The 19,060-nt window shown below is 34.4% G+C and carries 16 protein-coding genes; 2 read left to right on the top strand and 14 right to left on the bottom strand.

Translation table 11 applies throughout. The annotated features are described in order from the left end of the window. Positions 1-2: 2 nt before the first annotated feature. From C1Y58_RS23175 to C1Y58_RS23165, 3 genes are all read right to left on the bottom strand, one after another. The gene (locus C1Y58_RS23175) at positions 3-830 is read right to left on the bottom strand and encodes a carbohydrate ABC transporter permease (RefSeq protein WP_105619295.1); all 828 of its coding nucleotides are present in this window, start codon (positions 828-830) and stop codon (positions 3-5) included. A gap of 242 nt (positions 831-1,072) precedes the next feature. After that, positions 1,073-2,284, bottom strand: a complete 1,212-nt coding sequence (locus C1Y58_RS23170; RefSeq protein ID WP_105619294.1) for a carbohydrate ABC transporter permease — start codon at positions 2,282-2,284, stop codon at positions 1,073-1,075. Between the two features lie 69 nt (positions 2,285-2,353). Next, positions 2,354-3,634 carry an extracellular solute-binding protein gene (locus C1Y58_RS23165; RefSeq protein WP_105619293.1) on the bottom strand — a complete coding sequence of 427 codons (1,281 nt, stop codon included), beginning with the start codon at positions 3,632-3,634 and terminating at the stop codon, positions 2,354-2,356. Between the two features lie 149 nt (positions 3,635-3,783). Here C1Y58_RS23165 and C1Y58_RS23160 point away from each other — a divergent pair, with 149 nt between their 5' ends. Next, complete coding sequence (locus C1Y58_RS23160) at positions 3,784-4,977, top strand: AraC family transcriptional regulator (RefSeq protein WP_105619292.1); 1,194 nt, start codon at positions 3,784-3,786, stop codon at positions 4,975-4,977. Between the two features lie 246 nt (positions 4,978-5,223). Next, positions 5,224-5,745: a peroxiredoxin gene (locus tag C1Y58_RS23155; protein WP_105619290.1), complete on the top strand. Its 522-nt coding sequence runs from the start codon at positions 5,224-5,226 to the stop codon at positions 5,743-5,745. Positions 5,746-5,861: 116 nt separating this feature from the next. On the opposite strand, the gene C1Y58_RS23150 is transcribed toward C1Y58_RS23155, so the two are convergent. The 11 genes from C1Y58_RS23150 to iolC all read right to left on the bottom strand — a co-directional run bounded on the left by C1Y58_RS23150 (position 5,862) and on the right by iolC (position 19,053). Beyond that, positions 5,862-6,746 carry a PfkB family carbohydrate kinase gene (locus C1Y58_RS23150; protein ID WP_105619288.1) on the bottom strand — a complete coding sequence of 295 codons (885 nt, stop codon included), beginning with the start codon at positions 6,744-6,746 and terminating at the stop codon, positions 5,862-5,864. Continuing rightward, on the bottom strand, positions 6,743-7,441 hold the full coding sequence (locus tag C1Y58_RS23145) for a glycerophosphodiester phosphodiesterase (RefSeq protein WP_105619286.1): 699 nt from the start codon (positions 7,439-7,441) through the stop codon (positions 6,743-6,745). The genes C1Y58_RS23150 and C1Y58_RS23145 overlap by 4 nt, the downstream gene beginning before the upstream one ends. A 91-nt stretch (positions 7,442-7,532) precedes the next feature. Then, positions 7,533-8,207: a PHP domain-containing protein gene (locus C1Y58_RS23140; protein ID WP_105619284.1), complete on the bottom strand. Its 675-nt coding sequence runs from the start codon at positions 8,205-8,207 to the stop codon at positions 7,533-7,535. A gap of 207 nt (positions 8,208-8,414) precedes the next feature. Beyond that, on the bottom strand, positions 8,415-9,968 hold the full coding sequence (locus tag C1Y58_RS23135) for an acyl-CoA carboxylase subunit beta (RefSeq protein WP_105619282.1): 1,554 nt from the start codon (positions 9,966-9,968) through the stop codon (positions 8,415-8,417). A 476-nt stretch (positions 9,969-10,444) separates the two neighbouring features. Continuing rightward, the gene (iolG, locus tag C1Y58_RS23130) at positions 10,445-11,467 is read right to left on the bottom strand and encodes an inositol 2-dehydrogenase (RefSeq protein ID WP_105619280.1); all 1,023 of its coding nucleotides are present in this window, start codon (positions 11,465-11,467) and stop codon (positions 10,445-10,447) included. A 39-nt stretch (positions 11,468-11,506) separates the two neighbouring features. Next, entirely contained in the window at positions 11,507-12,406 is a 900-nt protein-coding gene (gene iolE / locus C1Y58_RS23125; protein WP_105619278.1) for a myo-inosose-2 dehydratase, read from the bottom strand. A gap of 239 nt (positions 12,407-12,645) precedes the next feature. After that, complete coding sequence (gene iolD / locus C1Y58_RS23120; protein WP_105619276.1) at positions 12,646-14,568, bottom strand: 3D-(3,5/4)-trihydroxycyclohexane-1,2-dione acylhydrolase (decyclizing); 1,923 nt, start codon at positions 14,566-14,568, stop codon at positions 12,646-12,648. A 61-nt stretch (positions 14,569-14,629) separates the two neighbouring features. Further along, positions 14,630-15,418 carry a 5-deoxy-glucuronate isomerase gene (locus C1Y58_RS23115; protein ID WP_105619274.1) on the bottom strand — a complete coding sequence of 263 codons (789 nt, stop codon included), beginning with the start codon at positions 15,416-15,418 and terminating at the stop codon, positions 14,630-14,632. A gap of 181 nt (positions 15,419-15,599) precedes the next feature. Continuing rightward, positions 15,600-16,433, bottom strand: a complete 834-nt coding sequence (locus C1Y58_RS23110; RefSeq protein WP_105619272.1) for a class II fructose-bisphosphate aldolase — start codon at positions 16,431-16,433, stop codon at positions 15,600-15,602. 51 nt (positions 16,434-16,484) lie between these two features. After that, the gene (gene sauS / locus C1Y58_RS23105) at positions 16,485-17,864 is read right to left on the bottom strand and encodes an acylating sulfoacetaldehyde dehydrogenase (RefSeq protein ID WP_105619270.1); all 1,380 of its coding nucleotides are present in this window, start codon (positions 17,862-17,864) and stop codon (positions 16,485-16,487) included. Positions 17,865-18,060: 196 nt separating this feature from the next. Continuing rightward, positions 18,061-19,053: a 5-dehydro-2-deoxygluconokinase gene (iolC, locus tag C1Y58_RS23100; RefSeq protein ID WP_105619268.1), complete on the bottom strand. Its 993-nt coding sequence runs from the start codon at positions 19,051-19,053 to the stop codon at positions 18,061-18,063. Positions 19,054-19,060: the final 7 nt, after the last annotated feature.

Below are 19,060 nucleotides of genomic sequence, written 5' to 3'. Positions count from 1 at the left end.
TTCTACTCTTTAATGGCACCAGATGTAAGACCTGATACAATTTGTTTTTGGAATAAAAGTACGATAATTAATGTTGGTATTGTTACAACAATTGTCGCTGCCGCCACTTCACCCCAAAGAATTTGGAATTGTGTTCTTAAGAAAGAGATGGCTACAGGCACTGTATGATATTCTTTGTTGGTGTTTAATGTTATTGTTAATAAGAATTCATTCCAAGCATTAATAAAAACAATGATGGAGGCCGTTGCTATACCGGGCGTTGCTAAAGGCAGTACCACTTTATATAAAGTTTTAAAGGCAGATGCACCATCGATCTTTGCAGACTCCTCTAATGAAAGTGGTATTTTGTTTAAGTGAGCAACGAGAATCCATACTGCTATTGGCAGTGTAATAGTTGAATACGCTAATACAACACCATAGCTATTTGTTAATCCTAACTCCATGAACAGATTATAAATCGGACCTACTACTACCATTTGTGGGAACATGGATACTGCTAAGATCAGACCTAATAATAAGTTTTTTCCTTTAAATTTAAACCGAGTAATGGCATAGGCAGCTAATGTGGATACAGCTACCACGTATACAGTTGTCACAACAGAAACAATTAAACTGTTTTTAATTGCTTGTAACATATTTTTTTCAAAAATAACTGATTTGAAGTGACTTAAAGTCGGGTTGTCAGCAATGATACTAAATGCACCTTCACCAAAAATTTCTGCCGTTGGTTTGAAAGATGTAATGAATATCCAAAAGAATGGAAAGACGATCACTGCTAAGTATACCGCAATAACAATATATAGAATTACATTATACTTCGTATCTTTCATCTTATTACCTCCTTGTAGTAAATGTAGTTTAAATCAACCTCTTCTAATCTTCTATCTTAATGAAATCTCATTAGATCATGGCTCGATTTAAAATCATTCACTTAAAAGTTAAGAATCGTTAGGTCTAAAAGGCATAAAAGCACTTACTTAAATGTTTTATACCAATCTCTTCTAAACTCTTATCTTTATAAGTTCTCAATAAGTAATAGTTAAGAATCGTTAGGCATAAAAGCACTTACTAACTAATTTGTATCCATTAAGTCTGTACCTAGCACTTTTACAAAGAGTGTTGTAATCAATGCTACGCATAAGAACATAATGATAACGATAACAGATCCATAACCAAAGTTTGTTTGACCAAACATCAATTTATAAGCATAGACTGACATGGTTTCTGTCGATCCACCTGGTCCTCCACCTGTTAATACATAAATCAAATCAAATACCCTAAAGGCATCTAGTGTTCTAAATAATAAAGCAACAAGAATCGAGTGCTTAATTAATGGTAAGGTTATTTTAAAGAAAGTGTAGACCGGTCCAGATCCGTCAACCTTTGCACTTTCATAAACTGATCCAGGTATTGTTTGAAAACCAGCTAATAATAGTAAAGCCATATAAGGAGTTGTCTTCCATACATCTGCCATGATGGCTGATATCATCGCACCTGTTGATGACAATAGTAACTCTTCCGAACTAGCAATCAAGCCAATATTCTCAAACATTTGTGCAATGACCCCACTTGCACCGTCATATAAATAACTCCACATTAAGGCTGCAACAGCTGTTGGAATAGCCCATGGAATAATGGAAATTGTACGAACAGCACCTCTACCACGAATGGATTTATTCATTATAACAGCTAACCCAAGACCTAGAATAAACTCAATTGTAATCGATGCTATTGTAAAAATTATCGTATTAATTAAGGCATTGTGAACTCTGTCATCTTTTATTGCATCACTATATCCTTTTAAACCAGTAAAGTTTGAAGAAATGAGTGATGTATTTAGTTCTTCAATAATGTATTGATAGTTACTTTCATTGACTAATTCATATTGATTAACTAATATATTTATATTTTCCTCTAAAGTAGCATTAAAACTTCCCACTTTATCTGATTCATCACCAGTTAACTCAATGACTCCTGTTTTTCCTTCAAATAATGCTTGTTGCTCGTCAACTAAAGCTATCGTTTCACCAATTATCTTGGCACCCTCTTCATCGACTACATCTTTTTCTCCATTTAAATAGAACTTTACATAATCACTTGTTTCCATAAACAAATCAACATTATATTTATCTGAAAGATATAATCCTGATTTTTGCTGATCATTTAGCCTATAATCAAAAAAAGAATAAGAAAAAGTCTGAAGTATAGGCCATAGTGAAAATACTGTTAGTAAAATTAAGATAGGTAAAATAAATAAAAATTCTTTAAAACCCATTTTACGCATATTTTCGTACTCCCTTCAGGCTGAAAAGTTGGGCTCAATATGCATTGAGCCCACTCTTTATATTAGTACTTATTTTAAACTATTTTCTAATGCTGCTACTGTTGATTCTAAATCACTAGAACCTGATAAATATTTGTGTGTATTAACTTGAACTTCATCAGATGTTTTTGAGTACTCTGGAGATACAGGTCTTGATAAAGTAGATGTTAATGCTTTTTGGAATCCATCGAATTGTAACATTTCGTTATTGGCTTTAACCTCTTCATCAGATAATACTACGTTGTAACCTGGTAAGTAACCCCCCTGAGTAGCCATGATCTTTTGACCTTCTGTACCAGTTACAAATTGTAAGAATGTCCAAGCACCTTCAGCTACATCTGAGTTTTTATTAAGACCAAGTAACCATCCACCTACTGTTCCACCATTTGGCAGTGGAGCAACACCAGTTTGTTCAGGAGTTAATGGAGATTCTTCTCCTTTAATGATACCATATTGGTAAGGCCAGTTACGGGCAAATACTGCTTTACCTTCAGTGAATTGTGTATGTGTTTCACCTTCTGTATAATTTAAGATATCTTCTGGTGTCCAAGATGCTTCAGTAAATGTTTTCATTGTTTCTAAACCAGCTTCAATATCAGTATAACCTTTTGTGAATTCTGTTACGTTACAAGTTAAACCTTCATATTGCTTAGATTGGTATACGAAACCAAAATCAGTACCGCCTTCACCAACATATTTCTCAGCCATAGCTGCTAAGTCAGCGTACGTGTAATCGCCACTTTCTAGTACAGCTGCTTCTTCAGCAGATACAATATCAGAACGATAGTATAATAATCCTAAATCTGAGAAGAATGGAAGTGTATATTGTTTTCCTTTATAGTTACCTGCAGTCATTGAACCTGCATTGTAGTCAGCTGCGTTAATACCAGCCTCACTCATTTTAACATCTAATGGCTCGATATAGCCTGCACCAGCAAATTCTCCAGCCCAAACAACATCCATTGAAAGAACATCATATTCATCAGACCCACTTGATAATGAAGTAATTAATTGATCATGCATTTGAGCTGAATCATTAGTAAATTCTACCCACTCAACAACAAATTCTTCTTGAGAAGAGTTGAATGCATCAATCACTGCTTGAGTAGCCGGAGTTGAATCCGCTTGAGCAGCAAATTTAATCACTTGTTTCTCAGTTGAAACTTCTTCTTTCGGCTCATCTTTAGTTTCTTCTTTATTAGTTTCATTTTGTGTTGTACCTTCATCTGTTTTTGGCTCATCATTTGTACATCCAACAAATAATGATGCTAATAGTAGAACTATTAAAGTAATAGATAGTAATTTTTTCATTTTATTAATCCCTCCATTTAATCTTTTGACTTTACATCAATGATTATATTTGCATTATAATAAAAAGCGTAGTAGAATTATATTAAAAATTTAATCTTTTTATTAAAATCTTAATATATATAATATATACTAAAAAGGAGTTAATTTGTTTGAGTTTTTATAAAGTTTTAATAAAAAAATGTCGTCTTTATCATTATTCTACCTCTTTCAGTGTTAGAGTAGTGCAAAATCAACAATGTACATTTAGCTTACCTAGCGATATTGCAACAGCTGATCATCTTTTGGGTATTGATACTATTAAAGATCTTTCCGGACTATATAATGATCCATTTAAAGCTTTTTATTATAAAAATAGTTATGATGAATGTTTTATTCTTATGCATTGTCGCCAGTACCTAATCGTAGTTGGTCCAATATTAACTGCTCCTATACTTGAAGGTGAGTTGAATACAATTATCATGAACAATAAGCTTTCTATTAAGCATAAAACTAACTTTAGTAAATATTATAACTCACTTCCCCTTATTGATCAGAACCGTTATTACTATAGCGGTAAGTTATTGGAGCAACTTATACACCCTACCAATCTAATAACTATTGATGATGACAGTGAGGAGGAAGAGACTTTTATACCTGATGAATATTTTATTAATACGGTTGAAAATAGGCAATCCATGTTTCATCATCCTCCTTATTTTCTTGAGCAAGAACTTGTTAACAAGATTAAAGAAGGGAATATAAAGCAGGCTAAGTCCATACTTAATGAAATTAATCGTTTAAAAAGAGCTAAATTAACGGACAACCCCATTCGCTCTATTAAGAATTCTTTGATCTGCTCGACAACTATCTTTACCAGAGCTATTATAGAAGGGGGTGTAGATCCAGAATCTGCTTTTACTCTTAGCGATACCTTCATTCATAACATTGAGAAAAGCAATGATGTTGCCCATCTCATTCAAATGGAATATAAAATAGTGGAAGATATGATCAGTGCAAAGAATAACATGTCCAGTAATAAATACTCACCACCCATTCAAAGGGCTCTTACCTATATCCATGACCATTTAACCGAGAAAATCACCTTGGATCGAGTAGCTAACTTTATATACGTTCACCCCAATTACTTATCTTCTTTATTCATCAAAGAAGTTGGATCATCTTTTAAGGAATATATCAATAAGAAAAGAATTGAAGAAGCTAAATACTATATTCGTTATACAACAACTCCATTATCTGATGTAGCCACCTTTTTTCACTTTTGTAATCAAAGTTATTTTACACAACAATTTAAAAAATATACCAGTCTAACACCCAATCAATACCGAACAAAATATATGAAGTAATAGATTGATAGCATCAGAGGGTCCTCCCCTTGAAATCGTAGACACTATAGAAAGATAAAAACTCTTTATTTTATAATAATCATTATTATTTAATAAATTATTTTATATAATACTGTTTACAAACTAATAATTGTGTGTTACTATAATATCACAACAGAGATGAATACTTATATAACATTCGATATAAGCTTATTGAATAGAAAAGATGTATTTTAGTCACACTAAAAAAATAGGAGGTATTGTTAAATGGAAAGATTAGTTGGTAAACCAGCTCCATCATTTGAAATGAATGCAGTTACTGGAGACGGTAAGGAGTTTATTAAGGTAAGTCTTGATGATTATAAGGGTAAATGGCTTGTTATGTTTTTTTATCCATTAGACTTCACATTTGTTTGCCCTACTGAAATCACAGGATTTAGTAAAGCATATGATCAATTTAAAGAGTTAGGTGCTGAACTACTAACAGTAAGTACGGATAGCCAATACTCTCATCAAGCATGGATTCAAAATGGTTTAGGCGAGATCAAATTCCCTATGGCTGCAGATATGACAAAAAAAGTATCTGAGCAATATGGTGTTTTAGTAGAAGAAGAAGGTATTTCTTTAAGAGGTCTATTCATTGTAGATCCTGAAGGAACTTTAAAATATTCTGTAGTTCATGACTTAAATGTAGGTCGTAGTGTTGATGAAACAATTCGTGTATTAAAAGCTTTCCAAAGTGGTGGTCTTTGTGCCTTAGGATGGCAAGAAGGCGACAATCACTTATAAGATATATTCATATATCTGAACCCTTCCAAAAAGAGGTGGCATTAGCCACCTCTTTTTACTGTATCATTTAAACTTTGTATATCTCACACAGTTAATTATTCAATTAAGTTTAAAATTTACGCTTTATAAAATTCTTCGATGTAAGCTTCTACATCTTTTCTTGTTCCTTTAAAAGGTCCAGGTGTTTCCATCTTTAATGAAACTAAAGCTGCTGCATATTGGATTGCTTCCGCTGGTGATTTATCAATTCTCTCAGTAATATAAGCTGAGAAACATGTATCACCACGACCTGAACGTCCTGATAGATTTCTTGGTTTAAGAGGTGCTGTATAGAATTCTTTACCGTCATAAACAAGTACTTCAGTATTGTGTGTAATCATAATTTCTTTTGTACCCCATGCGTACATTTGTTTTGCAGCTTCTTTACGGTCTTTAAGACCTGTTAAAACTTCTGCTTCAGCCGCATCTGTTTTAAAGTAAGTGATGTATGGAAGTAATTCTTCTTTTTGCTCCCAATCTTTGAATAACATATCACCATTAATAGCATGTCTTAAGAATCCCTGCACATCAACAGCAATCTTGCCTTTCTTAGAGAGTTCTTTAATTAATTCAACATCATAGTCTCCAGCAATAAGTCCAGCTAAGTGATAAATCTCAGATTCAATTTCAGGCATGTCCGCCATAACATATTGATCTGCTACACCTAATGATGTACATTTTCTCGTTTCTCTATCCTCTGAAAAATACTCATTTTTGATTGAGGTTGTATCTTTAGACTCTACATAATAAACATCTTCTGACTCAGCGTTAAAAGTATTCAATGCTGTTTCTTTGTCTTCTTTAGCTGCCTTTGTAAGAATACCTACCTTTCTTCCACCAGCAACTGCTGCATAGGATGATGCTACTACCGCACCGCCGATTTCTTCCATTTTATCACCCATAAAGATATTGATATCTTTTGAGATGTGACCAATTAAAAAACTATCATACTTCTTCATCATCTAAAAGCCTCCTCATTTTTTACTTTCTCTAGTAAAACTACTTCATTTGTTGTTATGGATTTTACTCCTTTATTTACAAACCTACGCATTAACTCTTCTGTATCTATAGTCCATACATAAGTTTCTATACCCTGATCTTTCATGATCTGAAGCACTTCATCACTCAGTTGGTAATAAGGTATATTTACCCCTTGTAAGTGATTTTGTCTGTGTAACATTATAGTTCGGTTCATCTTCTCTTCAAAAGATAGATCTTCCTCCATTAGGATATCTATATTAAATAACTTCCTTATCTCAGGATAGTTCTCAGTAAGATAAGAGATTTCTTTTTCTTTACAACCTGATAATATGACTTTTTCACAGAGCTCATTGTTCATAATATATGTCGATATTAACTCAATACTCTCCATGGTTTTTATGTCACTGTTGACCTTTTTGCCACTTTTAATAATAAGATCTACTGCTTCTTCATAAGTTACTATATTATATTTCTTTAATTCATTTAGGTTTGATTCTGATATACAGATTCCTCCTATTTCATCATCATGACTTAATACAGCTATATGATCTTTTGTATGACGCACATCAATCTCAACGTATTCTACATTAAGTTGGATAGCTTTTTTAATATTTTCCATGGAGTTAGCCAAGGTTTTTTCACAACCTGAATGGGCAGTTATAATAGGTAAGTCCATTTTTTTCACCTCAAATATTGTCTATTGAAATACAAGTGCATCCATAGGATTATTTAGTATCTACTCATATTGACTCTATATCGGTTATTCACTACTTGGTCATAAGCTTAAAATCCATTGAACGGAGTATCTTGACTAATTGTTGATTATCTACTATCTTATCCTGAACTTCTATACCGCCACACCCTTCATCGCCATCTTCATGGTAATCAGAACCTGATACTTTTAATAACTTCTTAGTATTAGCTATCTGATTAACTTCATCATTCTTTGAATCATGTCTTGGATTACCATTAAAGACTTCTACACCATCTAAAAGATTTACATCCTCTAATTCACAATAACCTCGATAAGGATGTGCTTGATAGATGAGAATACCGTGCTTTTCGGCTAGACTTTTGACTTCTACTAGATCCATTTCCAAGATAGTCTCATTTTCTTTAAGTACTTCTTCTGTCATACCATAAAGAAGAAATTCATTGCCATAGCCACCTTGGAAAAGCCCTAATTCAATTCCTAGAAATACATCAAAATCTATATCCTTTGCTGCTTCTTTGGCTTCCCTATAACCTTCTAGGAATATGTCAACTTTTTGCTGCCATGTGAGATCTTTATCTAAACTATTAAAGTAATCAGGTCTAAAATGATCCGTAATGACTAGTCCTTGGTAGCCTATGTTCTTATAAATTGCAACAATATCTCTAGCTGATTTTTTACCACATCTGCTGACTTCTTGGGTATGGGTGTGTAGCTCGTATTTATACATTTTTTCCTCCATTAAAATAGTATTTTTACATTATGTTTAAAACCTATGAATAACCTTATTCTCACTATAGAATAGCATGGTTATTTCTTATTTCAAAGGTAATTTTGTTAGATGTTTTATGGACTTTTTGCAACTTGATCATAATTATCCTATACATGCCAAGAAGGCTGCCCATAATTTATGGATAGCCTCTTATCTTCATATGTCTTATAGTGGAATATTACCGTGCTTTTTAGCAGGTCTATCCTCACGTTTACTCTTTAAGGTTTCTAAATTTGAAATTATATATTTACGAGTTGCTGCTGGCTGAATAACATCATCAACGAATCCTCTTGAAGCAGCTATGTATGGATTAGCAAAGTTTTCACGGTATTCATTGATCTTTTCAGCTCTAACTTGAGCAGGATCATCTGCCACTCCAATTTCTTTTCTAAATATTATATTGGCTGCACCTTCTGCACCCATAACTGCTATTTCCGCTGATGGCCATGATAATACGACATCAGATCTTAAGTGTTTACTACTCATAGCAATATAAGCTCCACCATAAGCTTTTCTTAATATAACATTAATTTTTGGTACAGATGCTTCTGCATAGGCAAATAATAATTTAGCACCATGACGTATAATACCATTATGTTCTTGTTGTACACCTGGAAAATAGCCTGGTACATCTGTGAATGTAATCACAGGAATATTAAAGCTATCACAAAATCTAATAAATCTAGCAGCTTTATCTGAAGCATTAACATCTAAAGATCCTGCCAATACTTTTGGTTGATTGGCAACAATTCCGACAGTTTGCCCGTTCATTTTTGCAAATCCTACGATGATATTAAGAGCATAGTCTTTATGTACTTCTAGGAATGAACCACGATCCACTACTTCATCAAGCACTTCATGCATATCATAAGCCTTATTAGGTGATTCTGGTACAATCTCTGACAAGCGATCTGAAATACGATTAGGATCATCCATAATAGCTGTTTCCATTGGTTCTTCAATATTATTAGAAGGCAAATAATTTATCAAACGGCGGATTTCTTCAATACACTCCTGCTCTGTTGCATAGTGGAAACCTGCTACACCACTCTTGCTTGCATGAGCTCTAGCACCACCAAGTTCTTCTTTTGATATAACTTCACCTGTTACAGTTTTGATAACTTGTGGTCCAGTGATAAACATTTGACTTGTATTGTCTACCATAAAGATAAAATCTGTTATTGCTGGTGAATAAACTGCACCCCCAGCACATGGTCCCATAATAACTGATATCTGTGGTATAACCCCAGATGCAATTGTATTACGATAGAAAATTTCGCCGAAACCGCTTAGTGCATCAATACCTTCTTGAACCCTTGCTCCACCAGAATCATTGATTCCGATAATAGGAGCTCCCATCTTCAATGCCATATCCATGATGTTACAGATTTTTTTGGCATGCATTTCTCCTAAAGATCCACCCATTACAGTGAAATCTTGTGCATAGACATAGACTAATTTACCCTCAATTTGGCCATAACCTGTTACAACACCATCTCCAGGGGCATTAGCTTTATCTAGACCAAAATCTGTTGAACGATGTTTAATAAAAGCACCTACTTCAACAAATGTACCATCATCTAATAGTAGATTGATTCTTTCCCTTGCAGTTAATTTACCAGATTCATGTTGCTTATCAATTCTTTTCTGACCTCCACCGAGGGCTATGTCAGCTTTTTGTTCTCGAAGTTCCTTGATTTTATCTTGTATACGATCCATTTTAAACACACCCCTATTTCGCCTATTTTTAGTCCTTAATTAGTATCCTTTAACCCTAAGAAAAGCTAATAAATAAGTTTAGGTATTAACCTTTCCTAGAATTAAAGTCAATGACTCTTTATAAATTAAAGTTATGGATTTTAAGTGTATATTTCTTAATTTTTAATTTGTGCGCGCTTTTGGTGAAAGTTGCACTTTAAATTAAAGAAGCTTATAAAATCATTTCAAGGCTAGTGGTAATCCTATAAGCTTCTTAGTACATAGAACTTAACCAAGATATCTTTAGAATATTAAGTTCTATATATTTATATGGCAGAAGAAAACTTAAAATCCATAACTTAAAAACTTATTAACTACTAGGTAATTTCATCATTAAATTTTAAATTCTTTATACATAATATGTAATTCTTTATTTGAATGGAATTTAACACATTATGCTTATGAACCAACTTAAGGTGATTATGAATTTACCTTAATTACATTAATGCTTCAATTTCAGAAATTTTAACTGGTCTACCTTCTTCGATTGATTTCTTAGCAGCAAGACCGATTAAAACAGGCTTTAAGCCATCGATACCTTGAACTGCAGTATCTGTATCGTTTTCGATAGCAGCGAAGAATTGTTTCATTTCTTCAACGAATGAACCCATGTATCTTTCTAAGAAGAAGTATAATGGCTTCTCTGATACAACACCTTCTTCAGTACTAACACTGCAAGTAGTTTCTGTATCATTTTTTGCTTCTACAGCACCTTTTGAACCAAATACTTCAACTCTTTGGTCATAACCATAAGCTGCTCTTCTTGAGTTATCAATAACACCAATAGCACCATTTTCAAACTTTAATGTGATAACAGCTGTATCTACATCACCAGCTTCAGCAATAGCAGGGTTAACTAGACAGTTACCTACTGCATATACTTCTTCTACCTCACTTCCAGCTTGGAAACGAGCCATGTCAAAATCATGAATAGTCATGTCTAAGAAGATACCACCTGATACTTTAACGTATTCTACTGGCGGTGGCTCAGGATCTCTTGAAGTAATTTTAATAACATGAGGCTCACCAATAACGCCATCTTTTGTTACTTTGTTGATTTTAGCAAAGTTATGATCAAATCTTCTATTGAAACCAACTTGGAATTTAACACCAGCTTTTGCAACTGCATCTAAAGTTGATTGAATTCTACCTAGATCATAGTCAATTGGTTTCTCACAGAAAATATGTTTACCTGCATTAGCAGCTTCTGTAGAGATAACGGAGTGTGTATCAGTTGAAGAACATACTAATACTGCATCAATTTCAGGATCGTTTAATATCTCTTTATGATCACTGTATACGTTTTGGATTCCTAAAGAATCAGCCCACTCTTTAACACCGTCTAATCTTACATCAGAAACAGATTTTACAACTGCATTTGGGATATGGTATGTAATGCTCTCAGCATGTACTTTACCAATACGTCCACATCCAATAATACCTACATTAAATTTTTTCATTAAAGTCTCCTCCTCAATCTATCCACTTTAAATTATTTTTTAAAGACCAGTCTTCTCTGCAATGTATTTTCTAGCCATTACTGCATATTCAAATGGGTTTGCAATAGCTGGATCTTGCTCAGCTTCTACAACCATCCATCCTTCGTAGTTAGCTTTTGATAAGATCTCAAAGATAGGTTCAAAGTCAATTAATCCATCGCCAGGAATTGTGAATGCACCCATTTTAACACCTTCTAAGAAGCTTAAGCCTTCTACTTTAACTTGATCTACAATATCTTTACGGATATCTTTTAAATGAACGTGTGCTACACGATCAACATGTTTTCTTAAAACATCGTATGCAGCTTCTACGTTACCTTCTGAATATACTAAGTGACCTGAATCGAATAATAAGTATACGTCATCATTTGTCATTTCCATGAATTTATCAATTTCCTCAGGTGTTTGAATACCTGTACCCATATGATGGTGGAATGAAACTTTCATTCCTTTTTCAGCTGCTAGTTCAGCTAATCTATTCATACCTTTAGTAACTTTCTCCCACTCTTCATCAGTGTATACTGGTTTTTCAGCAAATACTGATTTAGTAGTTCCTTGGATACTGTTACCTTGCTCAGAGCAACCAATCATTTTAGCACCCATGGCATGTAAGAAATCTCTATGCTCAATAAAGTTCTTGTACGTTACTTCTTCTGGCTCTGAAGTAAATAAAGTTGAGAACCATGCATTACAAATTTGAATTCCTCTTAAGTCTAAAGCTTTTTTAAGAACAGCTGGATCTTTAGGGTATTTGTTACCTACTTCACTACCTGTAAAACCTGATAAAGCCATTTCACTCACACATTGTTCGAATGTGTTTTCTCCACCTAACTCTGGTAGATCATCATTTGTCCAAGCAATTGGAGCAATTCCTAATTTAACTTTGTTTTTGTCAAACATGTCTTCTCCTCCTATATCTCTAGGTATTTGTTAATCTATTAACAAAAATTATATTTTTTTTAGCTCATGCTAGAGCTATTGGTTCATAGAACCCCCAAGCTCTAGCAAATGAGCAAGGAAACTAATTCATGAAATTTATTATCGCTTCATCTTATTGCTTAATCTGTATAGCCACAAAGGCTAGTATATATAAAATTATTTTCTTGATTCTCGGACATTAATTCCTTATCGAAGCTATTTTAGTATTGTCTAGCGTTCTTTCTTTCAACTTTTTGAGCATCTGCCGCAGCAACAACACTTTCTTTAGATGATACTTCAGCTATTCCAACTCTCCACCAAGCCTCATATCCTTCTGTCATTGTCTTAGGTAATACTTTTACATCGATTAAAGTTGAAACTGTTTGCTTTTTAGCATCAGCAATTGCAGCAATAAGTTCATCTTCATTTGTAACTTTATAAGTTTTACAACCATAACCTTCAGCACTCTTTGCGAAATCCATTTGAACCAAGTTACCGTTAAGGCCTGATTCTGTACGACTTCTCATCTCAGTACCGAATGATCCCATGCCGTTACCCATTTGAAGATTATTGATACAGCCAAATGCCATATTATCGAATAATACTACATTGATCTTTTTGCCTTCTTGAATAGATGTAACAAGTTCTGAATGAAGCATCATATAAGAACCATCACCTACCATTGCATAAACTTCTTTATCAGGTTCAGCAAGTTTTACACCTAATGCGGCATTAACTTCATATCCCATACAGGAATAACCATATTCCATGTGGTAAGTATTTGGCTTCTTAGGACACCAAACTCGTTGTAAATCGCCTGGTAAAGAACCTGACGCACCTACGATAATACCATCTTCTGGTAAGTTCTCATCTAGGATACCAAGAGCTCTTGTTTGTGTTAAGCTTGTTCCTGTTAATTTAGCTACTTCTTCTAGAACATGGTCTAAGTGACCAGCTACTTCTGGAACAAAACCTTCACCTGTATATTCAATGTGGAATAAACGATGTAACTCATTATTCCATTTGTCTTTAGCATCTTTTATTTCATCAGTGTAACCTGATTGATAGCCTTCTAAAGCATCACTTAACATATCCAATGTTGCTTTAGCATCAGCAACAACTTTTGTTGCATCTAACTTCATAGCATCAAAATCTGCCACATTTATATTTAAAAACTTCACTTCTGGGTTTGCAAAAATCCACTTAGACGCTGTTGTAAAATCTGTGAATCTCGTTCCAACACCAATAACTAAATCTGCTTCTTTTGCAATAAGGTTAGCTGCTAAACAACCAGTAGTGCCAACACCACCCATATTCATTGGATGAGCGTATGGAATTGCTGATTTTCCTGCTTGAGTTTCACCAAAAGGAATGTTGAATTTCTCTGCAAAAGCTCTTAAACTATCTGCAGCTTCTGAATATCTTACGCCACCACCGCAAATAAGCATTGGCTTCTTCTTAGATTTAATTAACTCTACAGCATCTTTTAGCATAGCTTCTGTTGGTACATTTCTTTCAATTCTATGAACTCTTTTCTCAAAGAAATACTCAGGATAATCATAGGCTTCCCCTTGAACATCTTGAGGTAACGCTATTGTAACAGCACCTGTATCAGCAGGATTTGTGAGTACGCGCATAGCGTTAATCATAGCAGTCATTAATTGCTCAGGACGACTTACTCTATCCCAGTACTTGCTAACAGCTCTAAAAGCATCGTTAGTAGTAAGGGTTAAGTCGTGGAACTGTTCAATTTGCTGAAGAACAGGATCAGGTTGTCTTGTTGCAAATGTATCGCCAGGTAAGAATAGAACTGGAATTCTATTAGCTGAAGCTGTTGCAGCTGCTGTAACCATGTTAGCTGCGCCTGGTCCTACAGATGATGTGCAAGCATAGATCTTTTTACGATGATGTTGCTTAGCAAAACCCATAGCAGCATGAGCCATACCTTGCTCATTTCTTCCTTGGTGGACAATTAAGTGTCCTGGGTCTTCTTCTAAAGCTTGACCTAAACCAACAACATTACCATGTCCAAAGATGGTAAAAACCCCATGAACAAATTTTTCTTGCTTACCATCAAATTCAACATATTGGGCATTTAAAAATTTAACAAGCGCCTGAGCTGTTGTCATTCTTAAGGTTTTCATGCTTTATTACCCTCCTTTTGATTTATACAATTACCTAAAACGGTTATTAGATTCTCATGTTCTACTTATTTGGCCATATTACAGCATCTTTATCGAGTAACCATTTATGCTCATCAACAAAAATACGGTCATTGAAACGTGCATCTTTTAAATGTGGAATAAGCCATAAATAATACATTGCATAACCTGGTGCTGCTGTTTGTGAATGTGTATTACCACCTTCAATTAAAGCTGTATCATTATGTCTTACTTTGAATACTTCATCACCATGTTCGCTATAGCCGAATCCCATTTCTGGTGTAAAGCGATAATAATAAATTTCTGGTTGTGGGTGATGATGTGGTGGGTAACTGGACCATTTACCTGGATGGTTAATTACCTCCCCAATAACTAAATTAGAGTACGGAGCAATGCTGTCATCAATTACTGTACGAACGGTTCTAGTTGCTGTCTCCCCTAGAGTTCCAGCACCAAACTGCTCACTTCTAAGTTCTTTATTCGTATATAATTTACTCACGAAGGCATTATCATTATAAACAGCTTGATAAGCTACTTCAGCTTCACTAAGACCTTCGATAGTTACTTTCACATCTCTTGGTACATGTAAGCACCATGGGTTTTCATCAAAGCATGAATTTCTTTCGATAACTTCCTCTTTGTCTTCCCATTTTAATGTTACTTTACCTTGGATTAATAAGAATGTTCTTTCTTTGTCTGCTTCATTTTCATAAACCATACCATCCTTGAAGCGAATGATTCCAAAGTCCATTAACATACTAGAGTTCTTACCATTAATTTCTGAGATACTGTTATAACCATATTCAAATGGTTGTGTTTGTTTTACGATCATAATCGATTAATTCCTCCTCGTTAATTACCTCATTGGTTCTTTAGGAGTGAGCTTCTTTAGTGTGTGGTAGGAAAGGGAACTAAAGAAGCTCTTTTGCTTTGACATGCTAGCACACGAGAGGTACTAGATGTCGGGGTCAACTATTAAATCTATTGATACGCCAAACTTTTGCTATAATAGTTTATTTATAACCAAGAATGGCATATTTATTAAGGATAACTTTTTTTACTTCTTTCATTGGTTCTTTAAAGAATTTTAATCTATCAAATTCATCTGGATTATTATTTATCTCATCTCGCATTGTATGACCAAAAACCATACGTAATGCAGTACCGATGTTAACTTTACCCACGTTTGTCTTAGCAATTTTGGCTAAGTCTTCATCTTTTAATCCTGTAGAACCATGTATAACAAGAGGTACAGATGTTAACTCTTCAATTTCAGCTAAACGATCATATTGTACTTCTGCATTCTGAACTTGCATACGATGTAATGTACCAACTGCTACTGCTAATGCATCAACACCAGTTGTCTCAGCAAATTCTTTTGCTTCACTTGGTTCAGTGTATACTGCTTTTGCCTTAATATTTGGATCACTGTAACCGACGGAACCAATTTCAGCTTCTACAGATACATCATGCTTCTTAGCCATCTCTACGGCTTTAACTGTATTAGCCATATTCTCTTCAAAAGGAAGTTGAGATCCATCATACATAACAGATGTATAACCACCCTCAATAGCTTCTTCAATAATCTCAAGGTTCTTAGCATGATCTAAGTGAATACATACTGGAACCTTAGCATCTTTTCCCATTGCACTAAATAGTGCTGCATAATATTTAACATTCATATGCTCAACTGCATCTTTGTTCGTCATAAGAATAACAGGTGCATTAATTTCCTCAGCTGCTTCAATAACCATTTTTGCATCTTCATAGCCAAATACATTAAAACCTGGTACTGCTTTATCACTTTTAGCAGCTAAACTTAACATCTCTTTCATATTTACTAACATGTTCTTTCCCCCAGTTGTAATATTGAAATTAATAATTTGACGTTTTTACGATTAGTCATTCATGACATCGCCAAATAATTCTTCATCAGAAGGAATAACAGGTTCTATAGGAGTGGATACCCAAGTTACATTAATGAAATGCTTGTATGTGATATTCTCAGAAGAAATATTACCACCCCAAGTACCGCAACCTAAAGTTAATGTAAATGGCATACCATTATCCCAGTTACCACTATTAGCATAACATTGTGGTTGACGAACCATAACGCGACTAACCTTGATTCTATTTCCTACTTCGATTACACGATCTTCATTAGTTGTGTGGATACCACATGAATGACCAGCACCTTGATAACCAGTGATCTCATTTACTTTATCTACAGCTTCTCCGAAGTCTTTAACTTTATGAATAGCAACTACAACAGACATTTTCTCACCTGAATAAGGATGATCTGGACCTACGCCATCTTCTTCAACCATAATGAACTTCTCACCAAGTGATAATTCAATGCCTGCTAATTCAGCAATCCTACCTGCAGGTTGTGCAACGATATGTCTTGATAAATGACCATCTTCCCACATAGCAGCTGTTAATTTAACTTTTTCTTCAGCATTAACTAAGTAACCGCCTTCTGCTTCTAAGTTCTTGATTAATTCATCATAAACTTCTTCAACAACTACTAATGAGTTTTCTGCTGAACAGCTAGTTGCATAGTCAAATGTTTTACTTAACATGATTTTGTGAGCAGCATCTTTGATATCAGCTGTTTCATCAACAATAACTACAGCATTACCTGCACCTACACCGTAGGCTGGTGTTCCTGAAGAATAAGCTGCTTTTACCATACCTGAGCCACCTGTTGCAACAACAAGGTCACATTGACTCATTAATTCATTGCTTAAATCTAATGAAGGTTCATCGATTGTTACGATTAAATCTTCTGGAGCATCGTATTTTTTAAGTGTATTTCTCATAATCTCAACGATTAAGGAATTTGTTTTCTTTGTTCTTGGATGTGGTGCAAAAACAATAGCGTTTCTACCTTTTAAAGCGTTCATAGCTTTAATAACAGGTGTTGCTTCTGGGTTTGTACATGGAACTAATGCACCGATAACACCAACTGGTTTTGCTACTTTAATAAGACCTTTTGCTTCATCTCTTTCAATTACACCTACAGTTTTAGCATCTTTCATATCTCTTAAAGCACCACGAACTTTTTTCATAAGCTTCGCATATTTGCCATCATAGTTACCTAAACGAGATTCTTCAATTGCTAATGTAGCAATTTTCTTAGCATTTTCTTCTTTAACTATTTCCCAAGCTACTGCTTTTACTAATGTATCTACTCTTTCTTGGCTATAGCCTTCTGCTACTTCTTGAGCTTTTCTAGCTCTCGCCATTAAATCTGCTACTTGTTGTTTTGCATCCATTTAAGTTACCTCCCTTAAAGTTTAACGTTTTCTTATTTTCACTGATTTTTTATATTTTTTAACGATCTAGTTATACATTTCAATTAAAATAGTGGATCAGTAATTTATGTTTAGCGTTTTCTCTTATATCAAATGCTTCTGGTTACCCCCAAAAAGTATTGATAAAAGTTTAACGTTTTCTCTAGTTTAAAAAAATTTATCCCTCGTAATCTACGATGAATTGCTCAATTTGCTCGATAGATGGCATTGCATCTGAACAACTATGACTGGATACAACGATAGCTGCTGAAGCTGCTCCAATTTCCATTGATTTTGCTGGGCTATATCCTTGAAGTAAACCGTAAATGAATCCACCTGCATAAGAGTCGCCAGCACCAAAAGTCTTAACTGGTGTTACAGGGAATACCGCACCTTCAACTTTATCGCCTTCTTTTGTATAAGCAAATGATCCATCTTTACCATGCTTGATAACTACTAATTTAGCGTTGTAATCAAACCATTTCTTAGCCGTAACGGCATCATCCTTGTTACCTGGGTTTGAAATCATTTCTAGCATATCAAACTCTTCTCTTGTACCGATGATCACATCACATTTTTCTGCTGCTAAACTATAGTAAATGGCAGTTTCTTCTACTGATTTCCAAGTATATGGACGGTAGTCAATATCAAAGAATACTACTGTATTATGCTTTCTAGCTAATTCTAATGCTGCAAAAACTGCTTCTCTTGATGGACTTGCTGCTAATGCTGTACCAGAAATAAGTAATACTTTCGCGTTTTTGATGTACTCTTCTTTTACATCGCCTACTTCTACTCTTAAATCAACTGCATCTGAACGATACATAAGGATACTACAATCTGTTGGAGATTTAATTTCTGTAAATGCAAGACCTGTTTTAGCTCCTGAGTTATCAACAACAATACTTGATGTGTCAATATCATTTTCTACTAAGTAATTAGTGATGAAGCGACCAAACTGATCATCTGCTACACGACCGATGAATCCACTCTTCATACCTAATCTTGACATAGCCACTGTTATGTTGGCTGGTGATCCTCCAAGATATTTTGTAAAAGTAAGTGTCTCTTCCATTGGGCGATGAATTTCATTGGCATTCAAGTCTACACCTAGACGTCCAATAGCAACAAAGTCTAACTCCCTATTCTCTGGAAATTTCAAGTTATTCATTTTGTAC

Source organism: Vallitalea okinawensis, from assembly GCF_002964605.1.
GTDB lineage: Bacteria > Bacillota > Clostridia > Lachnospirales > PQDH01 > Vallitalea_A > Vallitalea_A okinawensis.
This window is presented reverse-complemented; position numbering and strand designations above follow the sequence as displayed.